15 protein-coding genes are annotated in these 17,963 nt (G+C 75.4%); 14 read left to right on the forward strand and 1 reads right to left on the reverse strand.

Annotated features, from left to right (window positions below; genetic code table 11):
* The first annotated feature begins 84 nt into the window (after positions 1-84).
* The 7 genes from pyrR (at position 85) to ABEA04_RS17575 (ending at position 11,310) form a co-directional block, all read left to right on the forward strand.
* Positions 85-669 carry a bifunctional pyr operon transcriptional regulator/uracil phosphoribosyltransferase PyrR gene (pyrR, locus tag ABEA04_RS17545; protein ID WP_345461575.1) on the forward strand — a complete coding sequence of 195 codons (585 nt, stop codon included), beginning with the start codon at positions 85-87 and terminating at the stop codon, positions 667-669.
* Positions 666-1,598, forward strand: coding sequence for an aspartate carbamoyltransferase catalytic subunit (locus ABEA04_RS17550; RefSeq protein ID WP_345461578.1), 933 nt, complete (start codon positions 666-668; stop codon positions 1,596-1,598). Before pyrR ends, ABEA04_RS17550 begins: the two co-directional genes overlap by 4 nt.
* Complete coding sequence (locus ABEA04_RS17555) at positions 1,595-2,899, forward strand: dihydroorotase (protein ID WP_345461581.1); 1,305 nt, start codon at positions 1,595-1,597, stop codon at positions 2,897-2,899. The genes ABEA04_RS17550 and ABEA04_RS17555 overlap by 4 nt, the downstream gene beginning before the upstream one ends.
* Positions 2,896-5,364 carry an ATP-dependent helicase HrpB gene (hrpB, locus tag ABEA04_RS17560; protein WP_345461584.1) on the forward strand — a complete coding sequence of 823 codons (2,469 nt, stop codon included), beginning with the start codon at positions 2,896-2,898 and terminating at the stop codon, positions 5,362-5,364. The genes ABEA04_RS17555 and hrpB overlap by 4 nt, the downstream gene beginning before the upstream one ends.
* 389 nt (positions 5,365-5,753) lie before the next feature.
* Positions 5,754-6,914 (forward strand): glutamine-hydrolyzing carbamoyl-phosphate synthase small subunit, encoded by a 1,161-nt coding sequence (carA, locus tag ABEA04_RS17565; RefSeq protein WP_345461587.1) that lies wholly within the window; start codon positions 5,754-5,756, stop codon positions 6,912-6,914.
* Complete coding sequence (gene carB, locus ABEA04_RS17570) at positions 6,914-10,270, forward strand: carbamoyl-phosphate synthase large subunit (protein WP_345461591.1); 3,357 nt, start codon at positions 6,914-6,916, stop codon at positions 10,268-10,270. Before carA ends, carB begins: the two co-directional genes overlap by 1 nt.
* Positions 10,267-11,310 carry a quinone-dependent dihydroorotate dehydrogenase gene (locus ABEA04_RS17575; RefSeq protein WP_345461594.1) on the forward strand — a complete coding sequence of 348 codons (1,044 nt, stop codon included), beginning with the start codon at positions 10,267-10,269 and terminating at the stop codon, positions 11,308-11,310. Before carB ends, ABEA04_RS17575 begins: the two co-directional genes overlap by 4 nt.
* A gap of 16 nt (positions 11,311-11,326) precedes the next feature.
* On the opposite strand, the gene ABEA04_RS17580 is transcribed toward ABEA04_RS17575, so the two are convergent.
* On the reverse strand, positions 11,327-12,460 hold the full coding sequence (locus tag ABEA04_RS17580; RefSeq protein ID WP_345461597.1) for a M48 family metallopeptidase: 1,134 nt from the start codon (positions 12,458-12,460) through the stop codon (positions 11,327-11,329).
* Between the two features lie 77 nt (positions 12,461-12,537).
* On the opposite strand from ABEA04_RS17580, the gene pyrF reads away from it, so the two are divergent.
* The 7 genes from pyrF to metK all read left to right on the forward strand — a co-directional run bounded on the left by pyrF (position 12,538) and on the right by metK (position 17,812).
* Positions 12,538-13,383 (forward strand): orotidine-5'-phosphate decarboxylase, encoded by an 846-nt coding sequence (pyrF, locus tag ABEA04_RS17585; protein WP_345461600.1) that lies wholly within the window; start codon positions 12,538-12,540, stop codon positions 13,381-13,383.
* A complete protein-coding gene (locus ABEA04_RS17590) occupies positions 13,380-13,835 on the forward strand; it encodes a hypothetical protein (RefSeq protein WP_345461603.1) in 456 nt (151 codons plus the stop codon). Before pyrF ends, ABEA04_RS17590 begins: the two co-directional genes overlap by 4 nt.
* A 175-nt stretch (positions 13,836-14,010) precedes the next feature.
* Positions 14,011-14,328 (forward strand): integration host factor, actinobacterial type, encoded by a 318-nt coding sequence (gene mihF, locus ABEA04_RS17595; protein WP_345461606.1) that lies wholly within the window; start codon positions 14,011-14,013, stop codon positions 14,326-14,328.
* A complete protein-coding gene (gmk, locus tag ABEA04_RS17600; protein ID WP_345461609.1) occupies positions 14,325-14,903 on the forward strand; it encodes a guanylate kinase in 579 nt (192 codons plus the stop codon). Before mihF ends, gmk begins: the two co-directional genes overlap by 4 nt.
* Before the next feature lie 73 nt (positions 14,904-14,976).
* Positions 14,977-15,330, forward strand: coding sequence for a DNA-directed RNA polymerase subunit omega (gene rpoZ / locus ABEA04_RS17605; RefSeq protein ID WP_345461612.1), 354 nt, complete (start codon positions 14,977-14,979; stop codon positions 15,328-15,330).
* 10 nt (positions 15,331-15,340) lie between these two features.
* Positions 15,341-16,621, forward strand: a complete 1,281-nt coding sequence (gene coaBC, locus ABEA04_RS17610; RefSeq protein WP_345461813.1) for a bifunctional phosphopantothenoylcysteine decarboxylase/phosphopantothenate--cysteine ligase CoaBC — start codon at positions 15,341-15,343, stop codon at positions 16,619-16,621.
* 3 nt (positions 16,622-16,624) lie between these two features.
* On the forward strand, positions 16,625-17,812 hold the full coding sequence (metK, locus tag ABEA04_RS17615; protein ID WP_345461615.1) for a methionine adenosyltransferase: 1,188 nt from the start codon (positions 16,625-16,627) through the stop codon (positions 17,810-17,812).
* The last annotated feature ends 151 nt before the right edge of the window (positions 17,813-17,963 follow it).

Raw genomic sequence — 17,963 nt, forward strand, 5'->3', positions numbered from 1 at the left:
GCTGGCGCTCGGTCTGCGCGATAGGGTCGGCGCGATCGACGTCCTTTAACGAGCCGTCCCGTGAGGCGGAGAAGGAGGTCAGGCGTGACCGACGCCGCCCCACCCGCTGCATCCCCGTTCTCGGCCCCGCCGCCCGACGGCCGCGAGGTCCTCGACCCCGGCGACGTCGCCCGGGCGCTGACCCGCATCGCGCACGAGATCCTCGAGCGCAACAAGGGGGCCGGCGACCTCGTGCTGCTGGGCATCCCGAGCCGTGGCGTGCCGCTGGCCCACCGCATCGCCGACCGCATCCGCGCCGTCGAGGACGTCGCCGTCCCGGTCGGGGCGCTCGACGTCACGATGTACCGCGACGACCTGCGCCGTCACCCGGCCCGCGCACCGCACCCGACGGAGGTGCCGCCCGGCGGCGTCGACGGCCGCACGGTGGTGCTGGTCGACGACGTCCTCTACTCCGGCCGCACGGTGCGCGCCGCGCTCGACGCGCTCAACGACCTCGGCCGGCCCGCCGTCGTGCGGCTCGCGGTGCTGGTCGACCGCGGCCACCGCGAGCTGCCGATCCGGGCCGACCACGTCGGCAAGAACCTGCCCAGCGCCACCGTCGAGCGGGTCATGGTGCGGCTGGCCGGCCCCGACGGGCCCGACGGCGTCGAGGGGGTGTGGATCGCGTGAGGCGGCACCTGCTCTCGGCGGCCGACCTGACCGCCGACGACATCGCCACGCTGTTCGCCACCGCCGCCGAGATGCACGACGTGCAGCGGCGCGAGGTCAAGAAGCTGCCGGCGCTGCGCGGCCGCACGGTGATCAACCTGTTCTTCGAGGACTCCACCCGCACCCGCTCCAGCTTCGAGATCGCCGGCAAGTGGCTCTCGGCCGACACGATCAACATCGCCGCGAAGGGCAGCTCGGCCAGCAAGGGCGAGAGCCTGCGCGACACCGTGCGCACCATCGACGCGATGGGCGTCGACGCGCTCGTGATGCGCCACCCGGCCAGCGGCGCGGCCCACCTGGTCTCGCGGTGGGTCGACGCCGTGGTGCTCAACGCCGGCGACGGCACGCACGAGCACCCCACCCAGGCGCTGCTCGACGCCTACACCCTGCAGCGGCGGCTCGGCCCGCTCGAGGGCCGCCACGTCGTCATCGTCGGCGACCTCACCCACAGCCGGGTCTTCCGCAGCAACGTCATCTGTCTCGCCACGCTCGGGGCGCGGGTCACCGTGGTCGCCCCGCCGACGCTCATGCCCAGCGGCGTGGTCGCCTGGAGCGCCGAGGCCGGGTTCGCCACCGCGCACGACCTCGACGAGGTGCTGCCCACCGCGGACGCCGTGATGATGCTCCGCGTCCAGCGCGAGCGGATGAGCGGTGGGTTCTTCCCGAGCGCGCGCGAGTACACCGTCGGCTACGGGCTGACGCGCGACCGGCTCGCGACGCTCGGGCCCGACGTCCCGATCTGCCACCCGGGCCCGATGAACCGCGGCCTCGAGATCGCCGCCGACGCCGCCGACGCCGCCCAGTCGCTGGTGCTCGAACAGGTCTCGGCCGGCGTGGCGGTGCGCATGGCCGTGCTCTACCACCTGCTGGCCGGGGAGGAGACCCGATGAGCGACCGTCCTGTGCCGACCCTGATCCGGGGCGCCCGCGTGCTCGGCGGCGACCCCGTCGACCTGCTGCTCGCCGACGGCGTGGTGGCCGAGGTCGGCACCGGCCTGTCCGCCGACGGCGCCGAGGTCTTGGACGCCGACGGCCTGGTCGCGCTGCCCGGGCTGGTCGACCTGCACACCCACCTGCGCCAGCCCGGCCGCGAGGACGCCGAGACGGTGCTCACCGGGTCGCGGGCCGCGGCCGCCGGCGGCTTCACCGCCGTGCTCGCCATGGCCAACACCTCGCCCGTCACCGACACCGCCGAGGCCGCCGAGCACGTGCACGACCTCGGCCGCGCGGCCGGGCTGGTCGACGTCCAGCCGGTCGGTGCCGTCACCCGCGGCCTGGCTGGTGAGGAGCTCGCCGAGCTCGGCCTCATGCACCGCTCGCGGGCCGGCGTGACGGTCTTCAGCGACGACGGCCACTGCGTCGCCGACGCCCGCGTGATGCGCCGCGCGCTGGAGTACGTGCGGGCGTTCGGCGGCGTCGTCAGCCAGCACGCGCAGGACCCCGCGCTGGCCGGGCCCGGCGCCTGCTGCCACGAGGGCGAGGTCTCGGGCCGGCTCGGCCTGCCCGGCTGGCCCGGCGTCGCCGAGGAGGTCGTCGTGGCGCGTGACGTGATGCTGGCGCGGCACACCCGCTCGCGCGTGCACGTCGCCCACGCCTCCACCGGCGGCACCGTCGAGGTGCTCCGCTGGGCCAAGGCGCAGGCCGAGCGCGACGGCACGTGGTCGGTCACCGCCGAGGTGACGCCCCACCACCTGCTGCTGACCACCGACCTGCTCGCCGGCTACGACCCGACGTTCAAGGTCAACCCGCCGCTGCGTCCCTCCGACGACGTCGAGGCGCTGCGCGAGGCACTCGCCGACGGCACCATCGACGCCGTCGCCACCGACCACGCGCCCCACGCCCGCCACGACAAGGAGCACGCCTTCGCCGACGCCGCGTTCGGCATGCTCGGCCTCGAGACGGCGCTGCCGGTGGTCGCCACCGTCATGGTCGCGACCGGCCGGATGACGTGGGCCGACGTCGCCCGCGCGATGTCGACGACGCCGGCCGCCATCGCCGGCCTGGCGCAGCAGGGCCGCCCGCTCGCGGCGGGCGAGCCGGCCAACCTCGTGCTCGTCGACCCCGCCGCCACCTGGACCGTCGACCGCGACGAGTCCGCCTCGCTCTCGCGCAACAACCCGTGGCACGGCCGCGAGCTGACCGGCCGCGTCGTGGCGACCTACCTGCGGGGCGTCCGCACGCACGGCGGGTGACGCTGCTCGACCGCCTCCGGCGCGCCGGCGACCTCCCCGTCGCCGGCGGGCTCGCCCGGCTCGCGGCCGCGCTGGACGCCGGCGGCACCGCCGTGGTGCAGGCGCCGCCCGGCAGCGGCAAGACGACGCTGGTGCCGCCGGCGGTGGCGGACGGCGTCGCCGACGGCGGCCGGGTGGTCGTCACCCAGCCGCGACGGATCGCCGCCCGGGCCGCCGCGGCCCGGCTGGCCCACCTGCTCGGCGAGCCGGTCGGCGCGACGGTGGGGTACGCCGTCCGCGGGGAGCGGCGGGTGTCCGACCGCACGCGCGTCGAGTTCGTGACCGCCGGGCTGCTGGTGCGTCGGCTGCAGTCCTCGCCCGACCTGCCCGGCGTCGCGGCCGTCGTCCTCGACGAGGTGCACGAGCGCTCGCTCGACGCCGACCTCGCACTGGCCCTGACCCTCGACGTGCGCGGTGCGCTGCGCGACGACCTGCGGGTGGTGGCGATGTCGGCGACCGTCGAGGCGGAGCGGTTCGGCGCGCTGCTGGGCGGCCCGGTGGTCGACGTGCCCGGTGCGCTGCACCTGGTCAAGGTGCGGTACGCGCCGCTGCCGCCCGGCGCGCGGGCGCTCGACGAGCGGGGCGTCACCCGCGCGCTGCTCGATCACGTGTCCGCGACCGCGCGGCAGGCGCTCGCCGCGCACGGCGACGTGCTGGTCTTCGTGCCCGGGGCGCGCGAGGTCGACGAGGTCGCGCGGCGGCTCAGTGGGTCCGGTGTCGCGGCGGTGCGGCTGCACGGCCGGCTGCCCGCGGCCGAGCAGGACGCCGCCCTGCGCCCGGCCGCCGACGGCGCGCCGCGCGTCGTCGTCAGCACCGCGGTCGCCGAGACCTCGCTGACGGTGCCCGGCGTGCGGGCCGTCGTCGACGCCGGGCTGAGCCGCGAGCCGCGGCACGACCACCGCCGCGGGCTCGGCGGCCTCGTCACCGTGACGGCGAGCCGGGCGGCGGCCGACCAGCGCGCCGGGCGTGCCGGCCGCGAGGCGCCGGGCGCCGCCTACCGCTGCTGGGGCGAGGCCGAGCACGCCCACCGCCCGGCCCACCCGACCCCCGAGATCGCCGCCGCCGACCTCACCGGCCTCGCGCTCGAGCTCGCTGCCTGGGGCGACCCCGACGGGTCGGGCCTCGCGCTGCCCGACCCGCCGCCCGGCGCGGCGTTCGCGGCTGCCCGCGGGGTGCTGCACGACCTCGGCGCGGTCGACGACGACGGCCGCGTCACCACGCGCGGCCGGGCGCTGGCCGCCGTCCCCACCGACCCGCGGCTGGCGCGCGCGCTGCTCGACGGCGCCCCACTGGTGGGCGCGCGGCGGGCCGCCGAGGTGGTGGCGCTGCTGGCCGACGACCGGCGTCCGCGCGAGACCGACCTGACCGCCGCACTGCGGGCGGCGCGCCGGGACGGCGGCGCGTGGCGGCGGGAGGTGCGGCGGCTCGAGGCGCTCGTCGAGCGCGGCGGCGCGCACGACCTGCCCGACGACCTCGCCGCCGGGGCCGTCGTCGCGCTCGCCCACCCCGAGCGGGTGGCGCGGTCGCGCGGCGGGGGCCGGTTCGTGATGGTCGGCGGCACCGGCGCGGTGCTGCCCGCCGGCGACCCGCTGGCCGAGGTGGAGTGGCTGGCGGTGGCCGACGTCGACCGCCGTCCCGGTGACGCCGAGGCCCGGGTGCGCGTCGCCGCCCCGCTGACCGCCGAGCTGGCCCTCGACGCCGCGTCCGCGCGCCTGATCGAGACCGACGACGTCCGCTGGCGCGACGGCCGGGTGCGGGCCCGCCGGGTGCGGCGGCTCGGCGCCGTCGAGCTGGCGTCGACGCCGGTCTCCGACCCCGCCCCGGCCCTCGTGGCGGCGGCGGTGCGCGACGCCGTGGCCGCCGACGGCGTCGGGGTGCTGCCGTGGCCGCCGGCCGCGCGGGCGCTGCGCACCCGGCTCGCGTTCCTGCACGAGGCGATCGGCGACCCCTGGCCCGACGTCTCGGACGTGGCGCTGGCCGACGTCGAGCGGTGGCTGGTCGTCGGGTCCCGCGGCCCGCGCCCGGACGACGTCCTTGCCGGCCTGCGCGGGCTGCTGCCGTGGCCCGAGGCGGCGCACCTCGACGAGCTGGCGCCCGAGCGGATCACGGTGCCGAGCGGGCGGTCGGTCGCGGTCGACTACGAGGCCGTCGACGCCGGCGGCCAGCCCGTGCTCGCGGTCAAGCTGCAGGAGTGCTTCGGCTGGACCGGGACGCCCCGCCTCGCCGGCGGCCGGGTGCCGCTGCTGCTGCACCTGCTCTCGCCCGCCGGCCGCCCCGCCGCCGTCACCGCCGACCTCGCCTCGTTCTGGGCGTCGGGCTACGCCGCCGTCCGCGCCGAGCTGCGCGGCCGCTACCCCAAGCACCCCTGGCCCGACGACCCCACCACCGCCCCGCCCCGCCGCGGCACCACCCGCTCCGGCCGCTGAGCCGCGGGGTCGGGTCCGCGTGACGCGTGCGAGGTCTCGAGGCTCGGCCGTGGCCGGCCTCGCACCTCGACCATCGTCAGGGCCGGCAGGGTCGGTCCCACGATGGTCGAGGTGCGAGGAGCCCTGGCGACGAGCCTCGAGACCACCGGCCCGCCGCCGCCGACGCGTCTGCACGGACCCCGAGCTCGTCGAAGGGCTCGGCCGTCTGTGCGGACGTTCGCGCGGGGGTGCCCGTCGACAGGCTCAGGGTCCGTGGGGGCGTTCGCGTCGACGAGGCGTCCGCCCACCGGCCCGGCGCGGGGGAGGGGCGGGCGGGCGCTGATAGCGTGACCCCGCGAGTCCCCGACGTCCTTTAAGGTCCGTCCCGTGAGGCGGAGAAGGAGGTAGGCGTGCCACCGCATGCCCCGCCCAGCCCGGCCATCCTGGTCCTCGAAGACGGTCGCACGTTCCGTGGTGAGGCCTACGGCGCCGAGGGCGAGACTTTCGGCGAGGCGGTCTTCAACACCGGCATGACCGGTTACCAGGAGACGCTCACCGACCCCAGCTACCACCGCCAGGTGGTGGTGATGACCGCGCCGCACATCGGCAACACCGGGGTCAACGACGACGACCCCGAGTCGTCCCGCATCTGGGTCGCGGGCTACGTCGTGCGCGACCCCGCGCGGACGCCGTCCAGCTGGCGCAGCCGCCGCAGCCTCGACGACGAGCTGCGCGCGCAGGGCGTGGTCGGCATCAGCGGCGTCGACACCCGCGCGCTGACCCGCCACCTGCGCGAGCGCGGCGCCATGCGCGCCGGCATCAGCAGCGTCGACACCGATCCCGCCGCCCTGCTCGAGAAGGTGCGCGCCAGCGACGCGATGGCCGGCTCCGAGCTCGCCAGCGCCGTCTCGACCGCCGAGGCCTACGTCGTCGAGGCGCACGGCGAGCGGCGGCACACCATCGCCGCCGTCGACCTCGGCATCAAGTCGATGACGCCCTACCGGCTGGCCCAGCGCGGCGTCGAGACGCACGTGCTGCCCGCCACCGCCACCCTGGACGACGTCCTGGGCGTCGGCGAGCACGGCCCCGACGGGCTGTTCTTCTCCAACGGCCCCGGCGACCCGGCCGCGACGACCCACCAGGTCGAGCTGCTGGCCGCCGCGCTCGAGCGGGGCCTGCCCTACTTCGGCATCTGCTTCGGCAACCAGCTCTTCGGCCGGGCGCTGGGCTTCGAGACCTACAAGCTCACCTACGGCCACCGCGGCATCAACCAGCCGGTGATGGACCGCACCACCGGCAAGGTCGAGGTCACCGCGCACAACCACGGCTTCGCCGTCCGGGCGCCGCTCGACGCGCCCACCACCACGCCGTACGGCGAGGCCACCGTCAGCCACGTGTGCCTCAACGACGACGTCGTCGAGGGCCTCGAGCTGCGCGACGACGCCGGCCGCCTCACGGCCTTCTCGGTGCAGTACCACCCCGAGGCCGCGGCCGGCCCGCACGACGCCGGCTACCTGTTCGACCGCTTCGCGGACCTGCTCTCGGTCCGCACGACCGGAGGGGAGGCCTGATGCCCAAGCGCACCGACATCACGTCCGTCCTGGTCATCGGCTCGGGGCCGATCGTCATCGGGCAGGCCTGCGAGTTCGACTACTCCGGCACCCAGGCGTGCCGCGTGCTGCGCGAGGAGGGCCTGCGCGTGGTGCTGGTGAACTCCAACCCGGCCACGATCATGACCGACCCCGAGTTCGCCGACGCCACCTACGTCGAGCCGATCACGCCCGAGTACGTCGAGCGCGTGATCGCCCAGGAGCGGCCCGACGCGCTGCTGGCCACCCTCGGCGGGCAGACCGCGCTCAACACCGCGATGGCCCTGGCCGCCGACGGGACGCTCGAGAAGTACGACGTCGAGCTGATCGGCGCCTCGGTCGAGGCCATCGAGAAGGGCGAGAACCGCGAGTCGTTCAAGCGGATCGTCGAGGGCCTGCCGCCCGAGTGGGGCGCCGAGGTCGCCCGCAGCGCGATCTGCCACACGATGGCGGAGTGCCTCGCGGCCGCCGACGAGCTCGGCTACCCGATGGTGGTGCGTCCGTCGTTCACCATGGGCGGCGCCGGGTCGGGCCTGGCCTACGACGAGCACGACCTGCACCGCATCGCCGGGGCCGGGCTGGCGGCGTCCCCGACCACCGAGGTGCTCCTCGAGGAGTCGATCCTCGGCTGGAAGGAGTACGAGCTCGAGGTGATGCGCGACCGCGCCGACAACGTGGTCATCGTCTGCTCCATCGAGAACGTCGACCCCGTCGGCGTGCACACCGGCGACTCGATCACCGTCGCGCCGGCCATGACGCTCACCGACCGCGAGTACCAGCGCCTGCGCGACATCTCGGTCGGCGTCATCCGCGAGGTCGGCGTCGACACCGGCGGCTGCAACATCCAGTTCGCCGTCGACCCGCGCACAGGCCGCATCGTGGTCATCGAGATGAACCCGCGCGTCAGCCGCTCCAGCGCGCTCGCCAGCAAGGCCACCGGGTTCCCGATCGCGAAGATCGCGGCCAAGGTGGCGGTGGGCTACACCCTCGACGAGGTCGCCAACGACATCACCGTGCGCCCCGACGGCAAGAGCACCCCGGCCGCCTTCGAGCCCACGCTCGACTACGTCGTGGTCAAGGTGCCGCGGTTCGCATTCGAGAAGTTCCCCGGCGCCGACCCGACGCTCACCACCCACATGAAGAGCGTCGGCGAGGCCATGGCCATCGGCCGCAACTTCACCGAGGCGCTGCAGAAGGCGCTGCGCAGTCTCGAGAGCGCGGACGCCGTCTTCGACTGGCACCAGGAGTGGGTCGACCTCGACCGCGACGCGCTGCTCGAGGCGATCCGCACCCCGCACGACGGCCGCCTCAAGCTGGTCATGGACGCCCTGCGGGCCGGCGCGACGCCCGAGCAGGTGCACGAGGCCACCGGCATCGACCCGTGGTTCGTCGACCAGCTGCTGCTGATCAACGAGGTCGCCGCCGAGGTCACCGCCGCCCCCGAGCTGACCCCCGGGCTGCTGCGCCGCGCCAAGCGGCACGGCTTCTCCGACGCCCAGGTCGGCAAGATCCGCGGCATGACGGCGGACGTCGTGCGCGGCGTCCGGCACGCGCTCGGCATCCGGCCGGTCTACAAGACCGTCGACACGTGCGCGGCCGAGTTCGCCGCCGCGACGCCGTACCACTACTCCTCGTACGACGAGGAGAGCGAGGTGGCGCCGCGTGAGCGGCCGGCGGTGATCATCCTCGGCTCGGGCCCCAACCGCATCGGTCAGGGCATCGAGTTCGACTACTCGTGCGTGCACGCCGCCCTCGCGCTCTCCGACCCCGGCCTGCCCGGCGGCGCCTACGAGACCGTGATGGTCAACTGCAACCCCGAGACCGTCAGCACCGACTACGACACCTCCGACCGGCTCTACTTCGAGCCGCTCACGCTGGAGGACGTGCTCGAGGTCGTGCACGCCGAGCGGCAGGCCGGCCCCGTGGCCGGCGTCATCTGCCAGCTCGGCGGGCAGACCCCGCTCGGCCTCGCCCAGGGGCTGGCCGCCGCCGGCGTCCCGATCGTCGGCACCAGCCCCGACGCCATCGACCTCGCCGAGGACCGCGGCGCGTTCGGCCGGGTGCTCGCCGAGGCGGGCCTGGTGGCCCCGCAGCACGGCAGCGCGACGTCGTTCGAGGAGGCCCGCCGCATCGCCACCGACATCGGCTACCCGGTGCTGGTGCGGCCCTCCTACGTGCTCGGCGGGCGCGGCATGGTCATCGTCTACGGCGAGGACACGCTGCGCACCTACCTCGACAAGTACGTCGCCGCCGGGCTCATCAGCCGGGCCGCGCCGGTGCTGGTCGACCGGTTCGTCGACGACGCCGTCGAGGTCGACGTCGACGCCCTCTTCGACGGCGACGAGCTGTTCCTCGGCGGGGTGATGGAGCACATCGAGGAGGCCGGCATCCACTCCGGCGACTCCAGCTGCGCCCTGCCGCCGATCACGCTGGGCGAGCGGGAGGTCGGGCGCATCCGCGAGGCCACCGAGGCCATCGCGCGCGGCGTCGGCGTCCGCGGTCTGATCAACATCCAGTTCGCGCTGGGCTCCGACATCCTCTACGTGCTCGAGGCCAACCCGCGCGCCTCGCGCACCGTGCCGTTCGTCAGCAAGGCCACCGCGACGCCGCTGGCCAAGGCCGCGGCCCGGGTGATGCTGGGCGAGTCGGTCGCCGACCTGCGCGCCGCCGGCGTGCTGCCGGCCACCGGCGACGGCGGCTCGCTGCCGGCCGACCAGCCGATCGCGGTCAAGGAGGCGGTGATGCCGTTCAACCGGTTCCGCACCCCCGACGGCCAGCAGGTCGACACCGTGCTCGGCCCCGAGATGAAGTCGACCGGCGAGGTGATGGGCCTCGACCGCGACTTCGGGACGGCGTTCAGCAAGTCGCAGGCCGCCGCCTTCGGCCCGCTGCCCACCAGCGGGCGGGTCTTCGTCTCGATGGCCAACCGCGACAAGCGCTCGATGATCTTCCCGGTCAAGGCGCTCGCCGACCTCGGCTTCGAGATCCTCGCCACCCAGGGCACCGCCGACGTGCTGCGCCGCAACGGGGTGACGTGCACCGTCGTCCGCAAGCAGCACGAGGGGCCCGGCCCGAACGGCGAGAAGACCACCGTGCAGCTGATCCTGGACGGCGAGGTGCAGCTGATCGTGAACACGCCCTACGGCGCCGGCACCGGCGGCAACGTGCGTCTCGACGGCTACGAGATCCGCACGGCGGCGGTCATGGCCAACGTCCCGTGCATCACCACCGTGCCGGGCCTCGGCGCCGCCGTGCAGGGCATCGAGGCGCGCCGGCGCGGCGACATCACGGTGCGCAGCCTGCAGGACTGGGCCCGGGCACGTCGGGACGGTTCGTGACGGCCTACCAGCGGCTCTTCGAGCACGGCTTCCGGCGCCTGGACGCCGAGGACGCCCACCGCCTGGGCTTCCGCGGCATCCGGGCCGCGGCGCCGGTGCTCGCCCGGCTGCCCGCCCCGACGGGACGGCCGGTGGAGGCCATGGGGCTGCGGTTCGCGCACCCGCTCGGCCTGGCCGCCGGGTTCGACAAGAGCGCCGAGGGAATCGACGCGCTCGGCGGGCTCGGGTTCGGGCACGTCGAGGTCGGCACCGTCACGGCCCGCCCGCAGCCCGGCAACCCCCGGCCACGGCTGTTCCGGCTGGTCGCCGACCGGGCCGTGGTCAACCGCATGGGCTTCAACAACGACGGCGCCGAGGCGGTGGCCGCCCGGCTCGCGGCGCGCGGACGTCGTCCGGTCGGCGAGGGCCCGGTGCTCGGCGTCAACATCGGCAAGACCAAGGTCGTGCCGGACGACGACGAGCCGGCCGTGCTCGACGACTACGGCACCAGCGCCCGGCTGCTCGCGCCGCACGCCGACTACCTCGTGGTCAACGTCAGCTCGCCCAACACCCCCGGCCTGCGCAGCCTGCAGGCCGTCGAGCGCCTCGGGCCGCTCCTCACCCGCGTGCAGGAGCACACCCGCGACGCCGGCCGTGCCGGTGAGGTACCGCTGCTGGTCAAGATCGCCCCCGACCTCGCCGACGACGACGTGCGCGCCGTGGCCGACCTCGCCCTCGAGCTCGGCCTCGCCGGCATCGTGGCCACCAACACCACGATCGCCCGCGACTACGTGCGCAGCCACCCGGCCCAGCTCGACGAGGTGGGGGCCGGTGGCCTGTCCGGACGCCCGCTCGCGCCCCGCGCCCTGGCCGTGATGCGGCTGCTGCGCGAGCACGTCGGCGACCGGCTCACCCTCGTCGGCGTCGGCGGCATCGCCACCGCCGACGACGCCCGCGCCCGCCTCGAGGCCGGCGCCGACCTGCTGCAGGCCTACACCGCGTTCATCTACGAGGGCCCCGCCTGGCCGCGGCGGCTCGTCAGGGAGCTCGCCCATGGCTGAGCCCCTCCCGCGCCCCTCAGCGCGAGAGGAACGACGCGGCCAGCCACCGCAGCGCGTCGTCGACGTGTGGAGCCAGCTGCGCCTCGACCTCCCGCTCCCGCGCGGCGTCGAGGACGACGGCGGGCTCGCGCCGCTCGACGCCCTCGACCAGCCGCAGCCGCTCGACGGTGGCCGGGTGGCTGTCGTCGATGCGACTGCGCCGCGACGCCCCGGCGCGCCGCAGCCCGGCCCGGCGGGCGTCGTCCAGCCCGGCGGCCACCGCCTCGATGGCCGGTCGCAGGGGCGGCCGGCCCGCGGTGACGGCCGTGCGGTTGCACGCGACCACGACGCCGTCCTCGGCGAGGACGGTCTCGAGCAGGTCGACCGCGCCGGCGGTGCCCGCGACCCTGACGCTGGCGAGGTCGGCGAAGACCTCCTGACGGCGGCGCGAGGGTCCGTCGAGCAGCGTCATCAGCCGCAGGTAGCCCGTCAGCACGGCCCGCACCGGCCACGTCACCGCGGCCATCGCGCGCTGGGCGGCGTCGTCGGGGTCGCCGTTGCCGGCGAGGACGTCGAGCCAGGCCCGCACCTCGACCATCGCGGCGCCGACGTAGCGCCCGCTGAGCACGTCGCGGTGGGCGAAGTGGCCCAGCTCGTGGCCGAGCAGGGCGACCCTCGCCTGGGGGCCGAGCGCCACCCAGAGCGGCGCGCCGATGGTGAGCACACGTCGTCCGGTGCGGGTGCTGGTGACGAACGCGGTGAACTCGGGGCTCAGCTCGACCCGGTGCGGGGTGGGGCCGCCCACGCAGCCGGCCACCTCCTCGACGAGCCCGGCGAGGGCGGGGCTCTCGCCGAGCAGCCCGCTGCCGCGCGGCACCCGCACGCCGGGGGCCGCCACCATCGCCACCGCGGCGAGCAGCGCCACCACGCCCAGCACCCGCAGCACCCAGGTCGAGCCGGCCGCGAGCAGGCCCACGCCGGTGACCACCAGCGCCAGCAGCACCAGGTGCACCGCCGTCGCCATGAGCACCAGGACGACGGTGCTCGCACCCAGGCGCGGTCGCTCGCGCCGCGTGCCGACCACCTCGTCGACCAGGCGCCGGTCGAGCGCCGCGCCGGCGTAGTCGTGGAAGGCGTCGCGTCGGCTGCGGCCGTCGCCCGGGACAGTCACGCGCGGCAGCCTAGGCTCGGCGCCGTCCTCGCGTCGCCCCTCGTCCCCAGCCCCGCCCAGGAAGTCGTGCCCCTCCCATGACCCTCGCCCCGTTCGGAGCCCGCTTCGTCGCCGCGCTGGCCGAGCGCGGGCCGTTCTGCGTCGGCATCGACCCCCACGCCGCACTGCTGCACGACTGGGGGCTCGACGACGACGTCGCCGGGCTCGAGCGGTTCGCACTCGCGGTCGTGGACGCCGTCGCGCCGCTGTGCGCGGTCGTCAAGCCGCAGTCGGCGTTCTACGAGCGGTTCGGCTCACGCGGCGTGGCGGTGCTCGAGCGGGTGATCGAGCAGTCGCGGGCGGCCGGCGCGCTGGTGCTGCTCGACGTCAAGCGCGGCGACATCGGCTCCACCTCGCAGGCCTACGCCGAGGCCTACCTCGACCCCGCCAGCCCCCTCGCCGCCGACGCCGTGACCGTCAGCCCCTACCTCGGCGTCGGCTCGCTCGACCCGTTCGTCGACGCCGCCCGCCGCCACGGCGGCGGCCTGTTCGTGCTGGCCCACACCTCCAACAAGGAGGGTCCCGAGGTGCAGCACGCCGTCACCGACACCGGCGAGCCGGTCGGCGACCGGGTGCTGGCCCACCTGCGCCGCCTCAACGACGGCGCCGAGCCGCTCGGCTCGTTCGGCGCCGTCGTCGGGGCCACCGTGGCCGCCGAGATCGCCGGCGTCGGCCCCGAGCGCTACGCCTTCAACGGGCCGATCCTCGCGCCCGGCTACGGCGCGCAGGGCGGCACGGCCGCCGACGTCCGCCGCATCTTCGGACCGGCGGCCGCCCACGTGACGCCCAGCTCGTCGCGCCAGGTGCTGCGGGCCGGGCCCGACCCCGAGGCGATGCGCGACGCCGTCCGCCGCGCCAACGACGAGCTGCGGACGCCGGCGTGAGACGCCTCGCCGCGGGCCTGGCCCTCGCGGTCACGTGCGGGACGGCGCTCGCCGGCTGCGGCGAGGACCCCGACCGCTTCGGGGCCTACTGCGAGGCCGTCGCCGACGAGCAGTCGGCGCTCACCGACGCGCTGTCGCTGGGCGGCGCGCCCGGCCTGCTGGCCGCCCTGCCCAGCTTCGAGCGGCTGCTCGAGGCCGCCCCCCGCGACATCGAGGACGAGTGGACCATCGTGGTCACCCGCATCGACGTGCTGCGCGACGCCCTCGAGGACGCCGGCGTCGACCCGGCGTCCTACGACCCCGTCGACCCGCCGGAGGGCGTCACGGACGAGCAGCAGGAGGCGATCGCGGCCGGTGCCAGCAGCGTCAACACCGAGCAGGTGCGCGAGGCGCTCGACGGCGTGCAGCAGCAGGCCCGCGACGTCTGCGGGACGTCGCTGACGCTCGGCTGACCGCCCGCCGAGACCCCATCGACCCCACCGGCCACGGACCGGGCTGGACCGGTCCGGACCGGTCTGCACGCCGGGGGAGCCCGGCGTTGCCGCGCGCGCGGGCCTCTGACTAGATTGGCTCTCTCATGGCCGCTGGCCACCCGCTCCTGCCCGACCTCTCGGAGGACCCTCACCCGTGGCCTTGCCCCCGCTGACCCCCGAACAGCGCCAGGCGGCGCTCGTCAAGGCCGCCGCCTCCCGACGCGAGCGGGCCGAGGTGAAGAACCGGCTGAAGAACTCGGGCGCCTCGCTGATCGACATCGTCGAGCAGGGTCAGACCAACGAGGTCATCGGCAAGATGCGCGTCGTCGAGCTGCTGCAGTCGGTCCCCGGCCTCGGCAAGGTGCGCGCCCGGCAGGTCATGGAGCGTCTCGGCATCGCCGAGTCGCGCCGCGTGCGCGGTCTCGGCTCCAAGCAGATCGCCGCCCTCCAGAAGGAGTTCGCGGCCGAGTGACCGGCTCCCACAGGAGCCGGCTCGTCGTGCTCGCCGGCCCCACCGCGGTCGGCAAGGGCACGGTGGCCGCCGCCGTCCGCGAGCGCCACCCCGACGTCTGGCTCTCGGTCTCGGCCACCACCCGCGCGCCCCGGCCCGGCGAGGTCGACGGCGTCCACTACCACTTCGTCGACGACGCCACCTTCGACCGGCTCGTGGCCGAGGAGGCGCTGCTCGAGTGGGCCGTGGTGCACAAGGCGGCCCGCTACGGCACGCCGCGGCGTCCGGTCGAGGAGGCGCTGGCCGCCGGCCGCCCCTCGCTGCTCGAGATCGATCTGCAGGGCGCCCGGCAGGTGCGCGCCACCATGCCGCAGGCGGTCTTCGTCTTCCTCAAGCCGCCCTCGTGGGACGAGCTGGTGCGCCGGCTCGTCGGGCGCGGCACCGAGACCGAGGCCGAGCGCGAACGCCGCCTGGCCACCGCCGAGGACGAGCTGGCCGCCGAGACCGAGTTCGACGTCACCATCGTCAACCGGGAAGTACAGGCCGCAGCCGATGAGTTGGTAGCCTTGATACGGCTGGAGTCCCAGCCCGGCTGAGTGCGTCCCCGTCATCGGGTCCGCCCCCGGTTCACGATGCATCTGCCACGATCCACCTGCGAGAGGCTCACGCGTGTCTGCGCCCAACATCGATGCCGTCGGCGTCACCAACCCCTCGATCGACGACCTGCTGACCAAGACCGACAGCAAGTACAAGCTGGTGCTCTACAGCGCCAAGCGCGCCCGCCAGATCAACGCCTACTACAGCCAGCTCGGCGAGGGCCTGCTCGAGTACGTCGGCCCGCTGGTCGACACCCACGTGCAGGAGAAGCCGCTCTCGATCGCGCTGCGTGAGATCGCCGACGACAAGCTCACCTGCGAGGACATCGACCCCGCCGAGCTCGCCGCCGAGGAGGCCGCGGCCGCGCAGGCCGCCGCCGACGCCGGCACCTCGTCCGGCACGTCCGGCACCGAGTCCGCCGAGTAGGACCCGCGCCCTGAGCAGCGCGCCCGGCGAGCGGCCCGCCGTCGTCCTCGGCGTCGGCGGCGGCATCGCCGCCTACAAGGTCGCCACGCTGCTGCGTCGGCTCACCGAGTCGGGGCACGACGTCACCGTCGTGCCCACTGCCGCCGCGCTCGAGTTCGTCGGTGCGCCCACCTGGGCCGCGCTGTCGGGCCGTCCCGTGGCCGCCGACGTCTGGACGGCGGTGCACGAGGTGCCGCACGTGCGGCTCGGCCGTCACGCCGACCTCGTCGTCGTGGCCCCCGCCACCGCCGACCTGCTGGCCAAGGCCGCCCACGGCCTGGCCGACGACCTGCTCACCAACACCCTGCTCACCGCCCGCTGCCCGGTGGTGATGGCCCCGGCCATGCACACCGAGATGTGGGAGCACCCCGCCACCCGTGCCAACGTCGCCACGCTGCGTGAGCGCGGCGTGCTCGTCGTCGAGCCCGCCGAGGGCCGCCTCACCGGCGCCGACTCCGGCCCGGGCCGCCTGCCCGAGCCCGACGCGCTGTTCGAGGTCTGCGCCGACGTGCTGGCCCGCGGCGCGGACGCCGGCCCCGGGCTCGACCTGGCCGGGCGCCACGTCGTCGTCTCGGCCGGCGGCACCCGCGAGCCGCTCGACCCGGTGCGCTTCCTCGGCAACCGCTCCTCGGGACGCCAGGGCTACGCGCTGGCCCGCGCCGCGGTCGCCCGCGGCGCCCGGGTGACCCTCGTCGCGGCCCACACCGAGCTGGCTGACCCGGCCGGGGCGCACGTCGTCCGGGTGGGCACCACCGCCGAGCTGCGCGAGGCCGTGCTCGCTGCCGCTGGTGACGCCGACGCCGTGGTCATGGCCGCCGCGCCCGCCGACTTCCGGCCGGTCGCGGTCAGCGAGGCCAAGATCAAGAAGGCGGACGACGGCTCGGCGCCGACCATCGAGCTCGCCCAGAACCCCGACGTCCTCGCCGAGCTGGCCGCCGCCCGGCCGCGTCCCGGTGCCGTCGTCGTCGGGTTCGCCGCCGAGACCGGCGACGCCGACGGCACCGTGCTCGAGCACGCCCGCGCCAAGCTGGCCCGCAAGGGCTGCGACCTGCTCGTCGTCAACGACGTCAGCGGGGGAGCGGTCTTCGGGCGCGACGACAACGAGGCCGTCGTCCTCGGTGCCGACGGCAGCGCCGTCGAGGTGCCCCACGGGTCGAAGACCCGCCTCGCCCATGCCATTTGGGACCAAGTCGTCCCGAGGCTCCATGATGGGGCCGGTTCACCAGTTGCTCAGCCGAAGCAGGAGACATAGCCCGTGCCCGGACGTCTGTTCACCTCCGAGTCGGTGACCGAGGGTCACCCCGACAAGATCGCCGACCAGATCAGCGACTCGGTCCTCGACGCCATGCTCGCCCAGGACCCCCACAGCCGGGTCGCGGTCGAGACGCTGCTGACCACCGGACTCGTCGTCGTCGCCGGCGAGGTCACCACCACGGGCTACGTCGACGTCAAGCAGGTCGTGCGCGACCGCGTGCTCGCCATCGGCTACGACCACTCCGACAAGGGCTTCGACGGCAGCTCGTGCGGCGTCATGGTCGCCATCGGCGGCCAGTCGGGCGACATCGCCCAGGGCGTCGACACCGCCCACGAGAGCCGCACCGGCTCCGTCGACGCGATGGAGAAGCAGGGCGCCGGCGACCAGGGCCTGATGTTCGGCTACGCCTGCGACGACACCGACGTCCTCATGCCGCTGCCGGTGGTCATCGCCCAGCGCCTGGCCGAGCGGCTCACCGCCGTCCGCAAGGACGGCACGCTCGCCTACCTGCGCCCCGACGGCAAGACCCAGGTCACCATCGAGTACGACGAGGACGACCGCGCCGTGCGCATCGACACCGTCGTGCTGTCGACCCAGCACGCCGAGGACGTCGAGCTCGACGCGCTCGAGGGCGACATCGCCAAGCACGTCATCGACCCGGTGCTCGAGACCTTCGACATCCCCTCCGAGGGCTACCGGCTGCTGGTCAACCCCACCGGCCGCTTCGTCGTCGGCGGCCCCATGGGCGACGCCGGCCTCACCGGCCGCAAGATCATCGTCGACACCTACGGCGGCATGGCCCGCCACGGCGGCGGCGCCTTCTCCGGCAAGGACCCCTCCAAGGTCGACCGCTCGGCCGCCTACGCCATGCGCTGGGTAGCCAAGAACGTCGTCGCCGCGGGCCTGGCCCGCCGCTGCGAGGTGCAGGTCGCCTACGCCATCGGCAAGGCCCAGCCCGTCGGCGTCTTCGTCGAGACCTTCGGCACCGGCACCGTCGCCGACGAGCAGATCCAGCAGGCGGTGCTCGAGGTCTTCGACCTGCGGCCCGCCGCGATCATCCGCGACCTCGACCTGCTGCGCCCGATCTACGCGCAGACCGCCGCCTACGGCCACTTCGGCCGCGAGCTGCCCGACTTCACCTGGGAGCGCACCGACCGCGCCGAGGCGCTCAAGGCCGCCGTCTCCTGATCGACGCTCCCGTCCCCCGGCCGGGCTGACGAGCCTCGACCATCGGGCGACGGCCGACTGCGGTGGTTGAGCAGCGAGCCCTTGGGCGAGCGTCGTCGAAACCACCGGCCTCCGCGCGAACGGTGGCGTGGACGGTGCGGGGTCTCGAGGC

It is taken from the genome of Nocardioides marinquilinus (genome assembly GCF_039543705.1).
GTDB classification, from domain to species: Bacteria; Actinomycetota; Actinomycetes; order Propionibacteriales; family Nocardioidaceae; genus Nocardioides; species Nocardioides marinquilinus.